Annotated in this window: 17 protein-coding genes and 1 other RNA gene; 10 read left to right on the forward strand and 8 right to left on the reverse strand. The window is 64.6% G+C overall.

The window, feature by feature from the left end; genetic code table 11:
• Window positions 1-88: 88 nt before the first annotated feature.
• From RIN79_RS04740 to RIN79_RS04760, 5 genes are all read right to left on the reverse strand, one after another.
• Window positions 89-1,045 carry a TAXI family TRAP transporter solute-binding subunit gene (locus RIN79_RS04740; protein WP_309083461.1) on the reverse strand — a complete coding sequence of 319 codons (957 nt, stop codon included), beginning with the start codon at window positions 1,043-1,045 and terminating at the stop codon, window positions 89-91.
• A 144-nt stretch (window positions 1,046-1,189) separates the two neighbouring features.
• Entirely contained in the window at window positions 1,190-1,993 is an 804-nt protein-coding gene (locus RIN79_RS04745) for an isocitrate lyase/phosphoenolpyruvate mutase family protein (protein WP_309083462.1), read from the reverse strand.
• 96 nt (window positions 1,994-2,089) lie between these two features.
• Window positions 2,090-2,575 carry a dUTP diphosphatase gene (gene dut, locus RIN79_RS04750; protein ID WP_309083463.1) on the reverse strand — a complete coding sequence of 162 codons (486 nt, stop codon included), beginning with the start codon at window positions 2,573-2,575 and terminating at the stop codon, window positions 2,090-2,092.
• Between the two features lie 169 nt (window positions 2,576-2,744).
• Window positions 2,745-3,230 carry an SRPBCC family protein gene (locus RIN79_RS04755; RefSeq protein ID WP_309083464.1) on the reverse strand — a complete coding sequence of 162 codons (486 nt, stop codon included), beginning with the start codon at window positions 3,228-3,230 and terminating at the stop codon, window positions 2,745-2,747.
• Entirely contained in the window at window positions 3,227-3,544 is a 318-nt protein-coding gene (locus RIN79_RS04760) for a metalloregulator ArsR/SmtB family transcription factor (RefSeq protein WP_309083465.1), read from the reverse strand. The genes RIN79_RS04755 and RIN79_RS04760 overlap by 4 nt, the downstream gene beginning before the upstream one ends.
• A gap of 146 nt (window positions 3,545-3,690) precedes the next feature.
• On the opposite strand from RIN79_RS04760, the gene RIN79_RS04765 reads away from it, so the two are divergent.
• Window positions 3,691-5,289, forward strand: coding sequence for a peptide chain release factor 3 (locus RIN79_RS04765; protein WP_309083466.1), 1,599 nt, complete (start codon window positions 3,691-3,693; stop codon window positions 5,287-5,289).
• A 97-nt stretch (window positions 5,290-5,386) separates the two neighbouring features.
• Here RIN79_RS04765 and RIN79_RS04770 read toward each other — a convergent pair whose 3' ends face one another.
• Window positions 5,387-5,806 carry an HIT family protein gene (locus tag RIN79_RS04770; RefSeq protein WP_309083467.1) on the reverse strand — a complete coding sequence of 140 codons (420 nt, stop codon included), beginning with the start codon at window positions 5,804-5,806 and terminating at the stop codon, window positions 5,387-5,389.
• 111 nt (window positions 5,807-5,917) lie between these two features.
• Between RIN79_RS04770 and ffs the strand changes: the two genes are divergently transcribed.
• From ffs to RIN79_RS04800, 6 genes are all read left to right on the forward strand, one after another.
• Window positions 5,918-6,015, forward strand: an RNA gene (gene ffs / locus RIN79_RS04775) — signal recognition particle sRNA small type.
• Window positions 6,016-6,126: 111 nt separating this feature from the next.
• The gene (locus RIN79_RS04780; RefSeq protein WP_309083543.1) at window positions 6,127-7,959 is read left to right on the forward strand and encodes a DNA polymerase III subunit gamma/tau; all 1,833 of its coding nucleotides are present in this window, start codon (window positions 6,127-6,129) and stop codon (window positions 7,957-7,959) included.
• Window positions 7,960-7,971: 12 nt separating this feature from the next.
• A complete protein-coding gene (locus RIN79_RS04785) occupies window positions 7,972-8,295 on the forward strand; it encodes a YbaB/EbfC family nucleoid-associated protein (RefSeq protein ID WP_309083468.1) in 324 nt (107 codons plus the stop codon).
• 101 nt (window positions 8,296-8,396) lie between these two features.
• Window positions 8,397-9,002: a recombination mediator RecR gene (gene recR / locus RIN79_RS04790; RefSeq protein WP_309083469.1), complete on the forward strand. Its 606-nt coding sequence runs from the start codon at window positions 8,397-8,399 to the stop codon at window positions 9,000-9,002.
• Between the two features lie 119 nt (window positions 9,003-9,121).
• Window positions 9,122-10,288 carry a lytic murein transglycosylase gene (locus tag RIN79_RS04795; RefSeq protein WP_309083544.1) on the forward strand — a complete coding sequence of 389 codons (1,167 nt, stop codon included), beginning with the start codon at window positions 9,122-9,124 and terminating at the stop codon, window positions 10,286-10,288.
• 67 nt (window positions 10,289-10,355) lie between these two features.
• Window positions 10,356-10,913, forward strand: a complete 558-nt coding sequence (locus RIN79_RS04800; RefSeq protein ID WP_309083470.1) for a Kazal-type serine protease inhibitor domain-containing protein — start codon at window positions 10,356-10,358, stop codon at window positions 10,911-10,913.
• Between the two features lie 46 nt (window positions 10,914-10,959).
• Here the strand turns inward: RIN79_RS04800 and RIN79_RS04805 are convergent, their stop codons facing one another.
• Window positions 10,960-11,481, reverse strand: a complete 522-nt coding sequence (locus RIN79_RS04805; protein WP_309083471.1) for a prepilin peptidase — start codon at window positions 11,479-11,481, stop codon at window positions 10,960-10,962.
• 155 nt (window positions 11,482-11,636) lie between these two features.
• A complete protein-coding gene (locus RIN79_RS04810) occupies window positions 11,637-11,819 on the reverse strand; it encodes a Flp family type IVb pilin (protein WP_309083472.1) in 183 nt (60 codons plus the stop codon).
• A gap of 282 nt (window positions 11,820-12,101) precedes the next feature.
• Between RIN79_RS04810 and RIN79_RS04815 the strand changes: the two genes are divergently transcribed.
• The 3 genes from RIN79_RS04815 (at window position 12,102) to RIN79_RS04825 (ending at window position 13,844) form a co-directional block, all read left to right on the forward strand.
• Entirely contained in the window at window positions 12,102-12,518 is a 417-nt protein-coding gene (locus tag RIN79_RS04815) for a pilus assembly protein N-terminal domain-containing protein (RefSeq protein WP_309083473.1), read from the forward strand.
• A gap of 121 nt (window positions 12,519-12,639) precedes the next feature.
• A complete protein-coding gene (locus tag RIN79_RS04820) occupies window positions 12,640-13,212 on the forward strand; it encodes a pilus assembly protein (RefSeq protein ID WP_309083474.1) in 573 nt (190 codons plus the stop codon).
• Window positions 13,213-13,217: 5 nt separating this feature from the next.
• A complete protein-coding gene (locus tag RIN79_RS04825) occupies window positions 13,218-13,844 on the forward strand; it encodes a pilus assembly protein (RefSeq protein WP_309083475.1) in 627 nt (208 codons plus the stop codon).
• The last annotated feature ends 41 nt before the right edge of the window (window positions 13,845-13,885 follow it).

Here is a 13,885-nt window from a genome sequence, read left to right on the forward strand (position 1 = left end):
GCGGTCCTAGACTTTAGGGAACAGGGCGATGCACCCCCTCCGGCCTGGCGGTTGCCAGAGGGGGCGGAGCCGGACGAGCCGTCTCGGCTTACAGCAGGCCCTTTTCCTTGTAATAGCGCTCGGCGCCCGGATGGAGCGGGATCGGCATGCCCTCGGTCGCGGTTTCCAGCTTGATCTCCTTGGCCGCCGCGTGCGCGGCGGTCAGCCGGTCTAGATTCTCGAAGAGCTGCTTGGTCATCTGGTAGGCCGTCTCGTCCGAGACATCGGCGTGTGTGACCAGCATGTTGCCGACCGCAGCCGTGTTCACATCCTCGGCCTGGCCCTCATAGGTTCCGGCGGGGATGGTGGCCGACATATAGGGCGCGCCGATCTTTTCCACGATTTCGGCCGGCACCGCCACGACGGTGATGGCGAGCGAGGTGGAGAGATCGCGGATCGAGGCAACGCCGAGACCTGCCGATTGAAGCGTGGCATCAAGCTGCCGGTTCTTGATCAGCTCTACGGATTCGGCGAAAGGCAGGTACTCGACCTTGCCCAGATCCTCATAGCTCATGCCCGCGGCCGCGAAGATGGCGCGGGCGTTCAGCTCGGTGCCGGACGCAGGCGCCCCAACCGAAAGGCTCTTGCCCTTAAGATCCTCGAGCGTCTTGATGCCGGAATCGGTGCTGGCGACGATCTGGATGTAATTGGGATAGATCGCCGCGATGCCGCGCAGCTTGTCGAGCTTGCCTGGGAAACCGGCCTCCGTGTCGCCCTCCCAACCGAGCTTGACGGAATCGCCGAGCGCGAAGGCGATCTCGCCGCGGCCCTGCTGCAGCAGATTCAGGTTTTCGACCGAAGCCTTGGTGGCCTGGACCTGGGTGCGCGATCCCTCGATCTTCTCGCCGTATATTTCGGAAAGCGCGACGCCCAAGGGATAGTAGACGCCGGACGTGCCGCCGGTGAGCACGTTAATGAATTCCTGCGCGCCGGCAGTGGCCGCCTGCAAGCCGAGGCCGAGCGCGACAGCGCCGGCAGCCAGATGTTTCTTCTTCAAGCCAAGCATGTTCTTCTCCTCCAACGCCATCCCGCACTCCCTGACGGAGCGCGACCACCGCGGCGCAGGGCCGCGATGGGCTGGCGCACCATAGCGGGACGGCGCGGCGGTGAAAACCGTCCGCGCGCTCCGACTTTCGGTTAGGCGAGCCGCCTAGTCCCGCCTGGAAAACATCTCCTGCAGGCGAGCGAAGGGAGTGATCTCGCGCGCGAAGGTGAACGTCCCCTTTTCCAGCATCTCGCCGGCGGCACGCTCGACCGCCCCGAAGGCGAGATTGGTGAGCTTGGAGCCGAGCGAGATGCGCCTGGCTCCTGCTTCCGCAAGTTCGGCCACTGAGAAATTCGCAACAGCGAGCACATTGACGGGGCGGCTGACCGCCTGGCAAATGGCGCGCACCTGCGAAACCTCGGTCAGGCCGGGCGCGTAGAGCACGTCCGCGCCCGCCTTTTCGAAGGCCTGCAGCCGGCGGATCGTGTCGTCGAGATCGGGGCGGCCGTGGAGGAAGTTTTCCGCCCTGGCGGTGAAGACGAAGTCGCGGTCAAGGGCGCGCGCTGCCTCCACGGCCGCGGTCACCCGCTCGACCGCATGGGAGAAATCGTAAATCGGATTCGCCGGATCGCCCGAAAAGTCCTCGATCGAGCAGCCGGCAAGCCCTGCCGCCTCGGCCGCGAAGATCGTCTCGGCCGCACTGTCCGGGCTGTCGCCCTTGCCGCGCTCCAGGTCTGCAGAGACCGGCAGCGGCGTCGCCTGAACGAGCTCGCGGCAGTGATGCATCATCTCCTCAAAGCCGACGCCACCGTCGGGAAGCCCGCGCGAGAATGCATAACCGGCGCTGGTGGTGGCGAGCGCCTTGAAGCCCAACGCCGCAAGCAGCTTCGCCGTGCCGATGTCCCATGGATTGGGTATGATGAAGGCGCGCTCGTGCAGGGCGCGAAAGGTGGATCCAATGTCAGCCATGGCCGTCCCTCCGAATGACTGGAGGGGCGATCAAGGATTTCCAGCCGCGCCAAGTCAAGGGCCAGACGGCAGCATCCTGACAGCACAGGACAGGTTTCAGAGCGTGCCGGTGGAGCCGAATCCTCCGCCGCCGCGAGCCGTTTCGCCGGCGCCAAGCCGCTCCTCGACCCTAGCCACCGTCACAGGTGCGATGACGAGCTGAGCGATGCGCATGCCGCGCGTGATGGAAAAATCATCCTCGCCCAGATTGACGAGCAGGACCTGGACCTCGCCGCGATAGTCGCTGTCCACCGTGCCGGGCGCATTGAGGCAGGTGATGCCGTGCCGAAGCGCCAGCCCGGAGCGTGGCCGCACCTGGCCCTCGAAACCTTCAGGAATCTCCAGGATGAAGCCCGTCGGCACCAGCGCGCGCTTGCCCGGCAGAAGGATGATCTGCCGGTCTTGCGGCACGGCCGCACGCAGATCCATGCCCGCCGCTCCCGCCGTTTCGTAGGAGGGCAAGGGGAGATCTTGAGCGTGCGGCAGGCGCACGACGCCGACAGTCGGGCCGATGACCGGCATATTGGTTTGTGAAGGGACCATGCCCCTATCTGACGCCGAAGGGCGGAAGCGTCAATTCCGGCGCCCTCCGCCGCCGCGCTTTTCAACGCTTTTCACGAGCCGAGAGCCTTGTCCCGCGCCCGGCGACCCGTTGGTACTCACCTGGTCGGCTGGCGAAGGTTTTTCGTCCCGAGCCGATCGACCAGCGCCTTCAGGTCTGGCGCGCCAGCAGGTCGGCATAGCGCTGCAGATAGAGCGGCCAGCCCTGATCCGCCGCTACGCCGTCGCGCACGCCATCCCAGCCTTCGCCGTGCCGTTCCAGCTTCCGGTGCTCGATCTCCACCCGGGTGCGGTTCGCCGTTTCGGCGGTGAACCGGACTTCCCACTCGCTGGTCTTGTCCAAATCGGTCTCGATCCGCCACTGCGGGCTGATGTCCCAACTGAGCAGCACGCGGTGGGGCGGCTCGTAGGCCAGCACACGCGCCCAGCGGCACTCGCTGCCATCAACCCCACGGTCGTAAATATGGCCGCCGACCCGCGGCTCGAACACCGTCTCGGCGATCGGGACGGCAAGCAAGTTGTGCTCGGCAGGTTTGAAACTGCCGAAGTCCTCGGTGAAGACCTTGAACGCGCGCTCGATGGGCGCCTCGACCACGACGGAACGTCTCACGGAGGTGTCTGCTGCATGCGTGCTCATTTCGGCTCCTCTGGTGGTTGCTCGACGGCCATCTTGTAGGCGGCGAGCGTCTTGCTCCAAAACCGGTCTAGCTCCGCGCGAAGGCGCGCCAGCCCATCGGGATCGATGTGATAGATGTTGCTGGCGCCCCTCGGCTCCGCTCGGACGAGCTGCGCCTGCCGCAATACCTTCAGATGCTGCGAGACAGCCGACTGGGTGACCGGCAGGGCCCGCGTGATCTCCGCCACGGAGCGCGGCCGCTCCGCCACGAGTTCAAAGACCGCCCTTCGGGTCGGGTCAGCCAGCGCCGTGATCTGCGCATACTCATTAGTCATTACTAATCATTAGCATCTACTAATTAATCGGTCAACGGCAATCCGGGCCTGCAATCCCCGCCGGCAGGCACTACATACGGGGAGATTTCCATTCGACAGGTGCGGCCGTGGCTGGTAAGAGCCGGCCGTCAAAAGGATTTCCGGATATGCCAGAAAGTTTGGCCGACGCGGTGGCGCGCCGCCGCACCTTCGCGATCATTTCGCACCCGGACGCGGGCAAGACCACGCTGACCGAGAAGCTTCTGCTGTTCGGCGGCGCGATCCAGCTCGCCGGCGAGGTGAAGGCGAAGAAGAACCGTATCCAGACGCGGTCGGACTGGATGGCGATCGAGCGCGAGCGCGGCATCTCCGTCGTCACCTCGGTGATGACCTTCGAATATGACGGCCGTGTCTTCAACCTGCTCGACACGCCCGGCCATGAGGACTTCGCCGACGACACCTATAGGACGCTAACGGCGGTCGACTCGGCCGTGATGGTGATCGACGCCGCCAAGGGCATCGAGCCGCGCACGCTGAAGCTTTTCGAGGTGTGCCGGCTGCGCGACATCCCCATCATCACCTTCGTCAACAAGCTAGACCGCGAAAGCCGCGATCCATTCGAGATTCTCGACGAGATCGAGCAGAAACTGGCGCTGGACACCGCGCCGATCACCTGGCCGATCGGCCGGGGCAAGAGTTTTTCGGGCACCTACAACCTTGCGGAGAATACGATCCGCCACTCGGACGAGGATGTGGAGCCGAGGAAGGTGAACGGGCCGGAGGTTGACGCCGTATCCGGCATGCTGCCGGAGCACGAACGCGAGGCTTTCGTCGAGGAGATGCTGCTGGCCAAGGAGGCCTGCAAGCCGTTCGACGAGACGGCGTTCCGCGAAGGGCACCTGACGCCAGTCTATTTCGGCTCGGCGCTCCGGAACTACGGTGTGCGCGACCTGATCGAAGCGCTCGGCGCCATCGGCCCCGCTCCGCGCGCGCAGGAGGCGGATACTCGAAAGGTAGAGGCGACGGAGGCGAAGATGACCTCCTTCGTCTTCAAGATCCAAGCTAACATGGACCCCAACCACCGCGACCGCATCGCCTTCGTGCGCGTATGCTCAGGCAGGCTGGAGCGCGGCATGAAGGCCAAGCTGGTGCGCACGGGAAAGCCCATCAGCCTTTCCGCGCCGCAGTTCTTCTTTGCCAAGAACCGCATCACCGCCGACGAGGCCTTCGCCGGCGATGTTGTCGGAATCCCCAACCACGGCACGCTCAGGATCGGCGACACGCTGACCGAGGGCGAGGACATCCTTTTCCGTGGCGTGCCGAACTTTGCGCCCGAAATCCTGCGCCGCGTGCGGCTTTCCGACGCCATGAAGGCCAAGAAGCTGAAGGAGGCGCTGCAGCAGATGGCGGAAGAGGGCGTGGTGCAGCTCTTCATGCCGGAGGACGGCTCGCCCGCCATCGTCGGTGTCGTCGGCGCGCTGCAGCTCGACGTCCTGCGCGAGCGGCTCAAGAACGAATATGCCCTGCCTGTCGACTTTGAAATGGCGCGCTTTTCGATCTGCCGCTGGATTTCCGCCGAGGACAAGGCGGAGCTCGAACGCTTCATCACGGCCCATCGCGGCGACATCGCGCGGGACCTCGACGAAGACCCGGTCTTCCTGGCACCGCATGAATTCGGCCTGAAATACGAGGCCGATCGCTGGAAGGCGATCACTTTCACCGCGGTGAAAGACTACCAGGTGCGGGAGGAGGCCCGGGCGGCATAGCACCGGCCGATATACGCGCCCTGGGGAGAGCGCCAGACCCAGCCCGGGCCTTTCAAGAAAGCGATCGAGGCGCAGCGCGACCGCGCCGGCAGCGGCCTTACAGGTGGCTTCTGATCTTCTCCGCCAGCTGGTGCAGTTCCTCCCGCCGGTAGGGCTCGCGCGCCCCGAAACCCCAGACGGGACCGGGCCAGGCGGGGTCGCCCTCGTTGCGGGCGATCACATGCACATGGAGCTGCCGCACGATGTTGCCAAGCGCTCCGCAGTTGATCTTGGTGCAGCCGGTGAGGTCCTTCAGCGCCTTGGAGACAAGATTGGTCTCGAAGGAGAGCATCGCCTGGTCGCGGGGCGTCAGATCATGCACTTCCTCGACCTGCGGGCGCTGCGGGATAAGCACCAGCCACGGCCAGCGCCGCTCGTCGCGCAGGCGCAGTTCGCAAAGTCCGAGCCACACGATTGGAAGGCTTTCCCCTTCCAGCCGCGGATCGAGCACGAACCCTCCCTTGCTGCCCGGCAGCATGCCTATCCCCATAGCTTGCCGCCGGAGACGCTAGAGTGCGGCAAGACTGCCTGCAAGCCCTTCCTGCATCCGGCCTTGCATTTACCGCCCGGATTGACGATATGGAGCGCGGGAGGTTGGTGGTGGACGCGCCACTCGCCAACCGGGTCAGGTCCGGAAGGAAGCAGCCCTAACGAGCTCCGGCACGGGTCATCGTGCCAGCCTCCCGCCTCTCCCCACCTGTTCCGCTGCCCATTGACGCGGCCGTGCATCCAAGGGGAAACTCGCCCTTGAGGGCGACGACTCGCCACCAGACCATCGACAGGGAGCGTGGACGCCGGATGAATGATGTCGCGCAGACGGCGGGAGGGAAAGCCGGCGCCTACCGGGTGCTGGCGCGCAAATACCGTCCGCGCGATTTTTCCGGTCTCATCGGCCAGGAGCCTATGGTGCGCACGCTCACCAACGCGTTTGCCACCGGCCGGATCGCCCAAGCCTGGATGCTGACGGGCGTGCGCGGCGTCGGCAAGACGACGACGGCCCGCATTCTCGCCCGCGCGCTCAATTACAAGACTCCGACGGTCGACCGGCCTTCGATCGATCTTGCCCTGCCCGGCGAGCATTGCGAGGCGATCCTGGAAGGCCGCCATGTCGACGTGATGGAGATGGATGCCGCATCCCATACCGGCATCGACGATATCCGCGAGATCATCGAGCAGGTGCGCTACGCACCGGTGTCGGCCCGCTACAAGGTCTATATCATCGACGAAGTGCACATGCTCTCCAACCAGGCCTTCAATGGCCTGTTGAAGACACTTGAAGAGCCTCCGCCGCACGTCAAATTCATCTTCGCCACCACCGAGATCCGCAAGGTTCCCATCACCATCCTCTCGCGCTGCCAGCGTTTCGATCTCAGACGCATCGATGCCGGCCTGATCAAGGCCGACCTCGCACGCATCGGCGCGCTGGAAGGAGTGGAAGCGGAGGATGAGGCGCTGGCGATGATCGCCCGGGCGGCGGAAGGTTCCATGCGCGATGCGCAGTCCATTTTCGACCAGGCGATCGCGCATTCCTCCGGCCGGGTGACGGCGGAGACAGTGCGCGACATGCTGGGGCTCGCTGACCGGGCGCGGGTGATTGACCTGTTCGAACGCCTGATGAGCGGAGACGTGGCGGCGGCGCTGGCCGAATTCCGAGCGCAATATGACGCGGGGGCAGACCCTGCGGCGGTTTTGACGGACCTCGCCGAATTCAACCATCTCGTCACGCGCCTCCGCTTCGTGCCGGAAGCTGCGAACGACGCCTCGCTTTCACAGGAGGAGCGCACGCGAGGGCTGGAGTTTTCGAGAAACCTCTCCGTGCGCGTGCTTTCCCGCACTTGGCAGATGCTCCTGAAGGGCATTCAGGAGGTGCAGGGTTCCAGCCGTCCGATTGCGGCGGGCGAGATGGTTCTGATCCGCATCGCCCATGCGGCCAACCTGCCCAGTCTCGACGAGGCGCTGAAGGCGCTGGAAGAATTGCCTACGGGGAACAACGCTTCGCCGGGCAGTTATCCTTCCACAAGTCCGGGTCCGGCGGCCGCCAACCCACTGCCGGTCGGCAGCGCCGGCGCACAGGCGGTCTCCGCCCAGCGCATGCCGACGGGCGGCGGCGGGCAGACCATGCGGCTCATACAGACGTCGCCCGCTGAGCCTTTGGCCCCTCCTCCGCCCGCCCCTCCCGCGCAAGCGGAGGAAGCCAGCGTTCCCGTGAAGTCGCTGGCCGATATCGCCGAGCTGGCCGATGCCAATCGTGACATGGCCTTCAAGGTTCTGCTCAAGCGCTGCGTGCGGCAGGTCGCAATTGAGCCGGGACGGCTCTCCGTCAACCTCACGGAGGATGCGCCGAAAACGCTCCTCGGCGACCTTACGAGCCGCCTGCAGAAATGGACCGGGCGCCGCTGGATCGTGTCGCTTTCCAACGAGCCCGGCGGCAGGACGCTTGCCGAGGAGGAGAGCGGCCGGCGCGAGACGGCGCTCGCCGACGCGCGCGCAGACCCTACCGTCGCCGCGATCCTGCAGCAGTTCCCCGGCGCGCGCATCCTCGATGTGCGCATTCCGGAGGCGGCGGCGGAGGAAGCTGCTGAAACCCTGCCTCCGCCGGAGCCGGATCCGGCCGATGACGATGAATTCTGATTGGAGACGAACATGCGCGACCTGATGAACCTCATGGGCAAGGCGAAGGAGATGCAGGCCAAGTTCCAGGCCATGCAGGAGGAGATCGCCCAGATGGAGGTGGAAGGCCAGTCGGGCGGCGGCGCCGTCAAGGTGACGCTGTCGGGAAAGTTCGAGATGAAAAAGCTTCAGATCGATCCCTCGCTCTTCAAGGAAGAGGAGGTGGAAATCCTCGAGGACCTCATTCCGGCTGCCCACAACGACGCCAAGGTGAAGGTCGAGGTGGCCATGCAGAAGAAAACGCAGGAAATGACCGCCGGCCTGCCCCTGCCGCCGGGGATGAAATTGCCGTTTTGACCTTGAGCCAATAGGCATAGCTCGGTGAATGGCGTAGCAGCATAACAAGAATAGACCTGCTCTCCTGATTCCCGCCTTCCACTCGCCATTCGCCGACACCCATGTCCAAACGCATCGCAGGTCCCGAGATCGAACGCCTGATACAGTTCCTGGCCAAGGTGCCGGGGCTGGGTCCCCGCTCGGCTCGACGTGCCGCGCTGCATCTCATCAAGAAAAAGGAGCAGCTCTTCGCGCCGCTCAGCGCCGCCATGACGGAGGCGCTGGAGAAAGTGCGGGCCTGCTCCGTCTGCGGCAATGTGGACACGGTCGATCCCTGCACGATCTGCACAGATCCCCGCCGGGATGCCGCCATGCTGATCGTGGTTGAAGACGTCGCCGACCTCTGGGCGCTGGAACGTGCGGCGGCCATGAACGCGCGCTATCATGTGCTCGGCGGCACGCTCTCGCCGCTCGACGGCGTCGGGCCTGATGACCTCAACATCAAGGGCCTGGTGAGCCGCGTGGCCGGAGGCGGCATCTCCGAGATCATCCTTGCCGTGAATGCCACAGTCGAGGGGCAGGCGACAGCTCACTACATCACCGACCAGCTGGGCGGTCTCAACGTGAAGGTGACGAGGCTCGCGCATGGCGTGCCGGTGGGCGGCGAGCTCGACTATCTGGACGAGGGCACGCTCGCCGCGGCGTTGAAATCGCGTACTGTGTTTTAAGGCAAGGGAGGAGCACTCTTTTGATCGTCTATGCTCTTCGCCGGAAGGACAGGAATGGGCGCGACTGGGCGCTTTGCGCGGCGATCCTGCTCCTCCTCCTTCTCGCGCCGCTGCCGGCGATGGCACAGAACGCAACCGCGCTGTTCCAGCAGTGGCTTCAGAACGATCTGTGGCCCGAAGCTCGGGCGCGTGGGATTTCCGAGGCGACGTTCAAGGCCGCCTTCGCCGGCGTGGAGCCCAACCTGAAACTGCCGGACCTCGTGCTGCCCGGCGAGAGCGCGCCGCGCGCGAGAGAGCAGCACCAGGCCGAGTTTCGGGCCCCGGCTGCCTATTTCGCCCATATCGATGGCGTCGTTTCCGGCGGACGCAGCCGAGCCAAGACATACGCATCGACCCTCGCGGCGATCGAGAGGCAGTTCGGGGTGCCGGCCGGCATCCTCCTCGCCATCTGGGGCCGCGAGTCGGGTTTCGGCAGCGCCAAGATCCCGCACAACGCCTTCGAGGTGCTCGGCACGAAGGCGTTCCTGGCCACGCGCAAGGATATGTTCCGGCAGGAGGTGCTTGCCGCGCTGGAAATGGTCGAGACGCGCCGCATCGGGCCGGCTTCCATGCGCTCCTCCTGGGCGGGCGCGATGGGGCAGCCGCAGTTCATGCCGTCCTCCTATCTCAAATACGCGGTGGACGGAGACGGCGACGGCACGGCCGATATCTGGAACTCGGTGCCCGACACGCTCGCCTCGATCGCCAACTACCTTGCCAGCCATGGTTGGGTGCGCGGGCGCGACTGGGGGTTTGAAGTGGTTGTCCCGCGCGAAATATCCTGCGCATTGGAAGGACCCGACCAGGGCCGGCGCATCGCCGACTGGGCCGCCATGGGCGTGGCGCGCGTGAACGGAAAGCCGTTCCCGGCACATGAGATGCGCGGCGAGGGCTTTCTCATGATGCCCGCGGGACGGCATGGGCCGGCCTTCCTCGTGACGCCGAATTTCTACCGGCTCAAGGACTACAACGAGAGCGACCTCTACGCCCTCTTCGTCGGCCATGCGGCCGACCGCATCATGCATGGGAATACCGGCTTTGCCGGCCAATGGGGCCGGATCGACGGCATGCGGCGCTCGGATATTGCCGCCATGCAGCGCGCGCTCGAACGCCAGGGCTATGATGTCGGCGGTGCGGACGGGCTCGCCGGCTTCAAGACGCGGCGCTCCATTGGCCTGTGGCAGGAGAAGGCAGGAAGGAATCCGACCTGCTTTCCCGATCGAGACCTGGTGCAGGAAATCGGGTAGGGAACGCGGCGGCCAAGATGGGGGTTAAGCTCGGCCGATCCATTCGAATTTTGAGGAGGAGGGTTTCGTGCGAATTCTGAGCCATCTTGCCAGGGCTGCCGCGCTGGCCTTTGCCGGCCTGCTCCTGTGGAGCTGTACCGTTGTCGTCGAGGAGGAGCCGCGCTTTCCGCGTCCTCTGCCGCCTGATCGGCCGCAGATCTGCACGCAACAGTATCAGCCCGTCTGCGCCGCGCGCGGCGACCGCCGCCGCACCTTCCCCAATGCCTGCATTGCCGATGCGGAGGGATATCGCCCCATCCATCCCGGCGAATGCCGAGCGGCGGGACCCAGCCTTCCGCCGCAAGTCTGCACGCGCGAATACCGGCCGGTCTGCGCCGTGCGCGGCGGGCGCGAGCGGAGCTTCCCCAACCCCTGCATGGCGGAAGCGGAAGGTTTCCGGCCCATCCATCCGGGCGAATGCCGGCCGCAATGGGGCGGCGGCCGTCCCCCGGCCAATGAACCGCAGTTCTGCACGCGCGAATATGCGCCCGTCTGCGGCGTGCGGGGAAATCGCATGCGCACCTTCGGAAATGCCTGCGAGGCCGATGCGGCCGACTACCGGATCATCCGGCCGGGCGAGTGCTGAGGAAGGACCCAGGCCGAGGCGGAGACTCCGCTTCGGCTTTTTTCTCTTACAGAGCAGCGAGGCGCGCCATCGCCCACTGCATGAGCGGCGTCTGGCCATAGGAGATCAGCCCGCCGAGGCCGAGCGCAATGCCGTAGGGAACGCCGGTCTTCTCATTGGCGAAATGGCGCAGAAAGAGATTGTTGCCCACCAACATCGAGAGGCTGGAGCTGCGGAATATCAAAAGTGCCAGGGTGAGTATTCCGCCGAGGAGAGCGGCAATCACCAGATAGCTCAGAAGGCCAAGACTGAATCCGAACCAGACGGATGTGGCGGCCATCAGCTTGGCATCCCCTCCCCCCATGCCGCCGATGGCAAAGAGGGTGAAGGTGACGGCGAGCACCGCCGCGCCGGCGGCAAGATGCATGCCGATCTCCGGCCAGGGCATGCCCGTGAGCGGCGCAAGGGCGGCGAAGGCCGCGACCAGCAGGACGGACACGCGGTTGGCAATGGTCATGGAGACCATGTCGGACACCGCCGCGAAGACCATGCAGAAGGGGAAGGTAACGAGAACTGCTGCTTCAAGCATGGCCACAATCCGCGGGGAACCTCGACCAGACTAGCCGTTCCGGCTTAACCGTCGGTGAAGCGCCGACGAAAAGCTCGCGCATTGCAAGTGGCCTTCTCCAATAAAAAGGCCGCCTGCTGTACCGCAAGCGGCCTTGTTGACGTGTCGCGATCGAATTAGCTCGTGGGCACCGTCACGTTAAGCCTGTTCGCGATATTGGTGAAAAGGGTGCCCAGCCGGGCGCCCATTAGGCCCGCGCCAGCGATAATGGCTACCGCCACCAGCGCGGCGATCAGGCCATACTCGATGGCGGTGGCGCCGGACTCATCCTTTAGGAAACGTGCGAAAAGCTTGGACATTGGAGAACTCCTTCACTCCGGATTAACAGCACTCCGTCGACATTCTCTCTGGCGTCGATCGGATGGGCGGGAACCTATCCGGCTGCTGTTGCAACGACCTTAAGAAATACTGTTACTGAACCGTTTAGTGCCTGCTTCGATTGTGTCGGTTAACGAGCCGATAAGAACAGATTTGATCGGACGCCGGTCTTCCTGCGAACAGAACACACCTGTCGCGTCTTAATCACTGTTTAACCACTCCGTTTGATATTTCGTTCAGGGTTCAGCGGGGGTGGCAACGCAATGCGTTCTCGTGACAAAGTCATTGCCGTGGCGGCTTTGCTGGCCTTCGCCGCCTTTTCGGCCCCCACTTATGCCGAAAGCATCCGCCTGGTGATGAACCAAGCCAAGATCATCAAGCTCGCCCGGCCGGCGGATACGGTTGTGATCGGCAATTCGCAAATTGCCGACGCGACCGTCCAGGATTCCACAACCATCGTGCTTACGGGGAAAGGTTTTGGCGTCACGAATGTCGTGGTGCTCGACCTGGATGGACAGCCAGTCATGGATGAGCAGGTGGTGGTCTCGCGCCAGACGGTGGATTCCGTGCGCGTCTATCGCCGGGCGGCGGTGCAGACCCTGTCCTGCACCCCGTTCTGCGAGAGCTCCTACAAGAGCGAAGCGGAACGCGCCTCGGAAGCGGAGATGAGCGGCCAGTGATCCTCCGCAACTCCGCACCGGACGTAAACGAATTGTACAGGGCAACCGCTTAATTCTATCGACCCCGCAAAGAGGAAGGCAACCAGGCCAGTCTTACTCCGTGCGGATGAGGGGTCGGGGCATGGGACTTCAAGCTGAGTCAGAAATGCCGCGCGGCGAGCCGGAGGGGCTCGCACGCCGCTTCTGCAGGGAGCGTAGCGGAGCAACCGCCATCGAGTTCGCCATTCTCGCCCTCCCCTTCTTCCTGGTGCTGTTCGCTATCCTGGAAACCAGCCTATCCCTGGTGGCGCAGCAACTGATGACCAGCGCAACCGAAGATGTCGCCCGGCAGTTCCGCACCGGCCAGCTGCGCGCGGGCGACCTTACCGCGGAGAGTGTGCGGGACCGCCTCTGCGAGCGCATGGGCCTGCTCTTCCCCAGTAATTGCCCAGGACTGCGCGTCGATCTGCAGAGTTTTCGGACGTTTGCCGAGGCCGCCGCCGTGTTCGACGGCCCGGTGGTGCCGGAACAGTTCAGGTTCGATCCCGGTGAAGCCGAGGAAAAGAACGTGCTGCGCGTCTTTTATTTCTGGCCGGTGATCACGGACATCATGCGCGAAAGCATGTCCAACCTGCCGGACGGCAATACGCTGCTTTTCGCCACGCAGACCTGGCAGAACGAGCCGTTCACCCCGCCAGTTTCGCAAAACGAGTAGCGCCCATGGCCGCGGTGAACACAAAAATGCTGCGGCTGGGATTGCGCATCGCGCAACAGCTCCGCGCCTTCGCTGCGGAAAGGCGGGGCGTTGCCGCCTTGGAGTTCGCGCTGGTCGTGCCGCTGATGCTCGGGCTCTATTTCCTCACCATGGAGTTCTCCCAGGCCCTGGAGACCAACAGCAAGGTGAGCCGCGTGGCAAGCCAGGTGGCCGACCTCGTAGCCCAGCAGCCGGCGATGACCGTCGGCGAGCTCAGGGGCATCATGGAACTGAGCGAAGCGGCCCTCCAGCCTTATCGGCGCAGCGGTCTTGCCATCACCGTCACGGCCATCCAGGTCACCTTCGCGGCTCCGTTGGAAGGGCGGGTTGTCTGGTCGCAGGTCTTCGCCGATGGGCAAATCCGCGACGCGGAGCAGCCTGGCAGGCGCACCGAGGTACCGGAGAGCCTGCTCGTACCTGGCATCTTCCTCATTCGCGCGGAAGCGCGGCTGCACTATCTGCCGCTCATCGTCTGGGCCGCCGGGGCGAAGGATGCGCTGGGGCTGACCGCCGCCTTCGACCAGATCAGCATGGGCGAGCGCTATTATCTGCGTCCGCGGCAGACTCCCACTATTCCCTGCTCCGACTGCTAGTTTGCCTGGCGATTGCCAAGCGTTCTCGGCCCGCCTATCTC

Origin of the sequence: Chelativorans sp. (assembly GCF_031180965.1) — a bacterium.
Classification (GTDB): Bacteria; Pseudomonadota; Alphaproteobacteria; order Rhizobiales; family Rhizobiaceae; genus Chelativorans.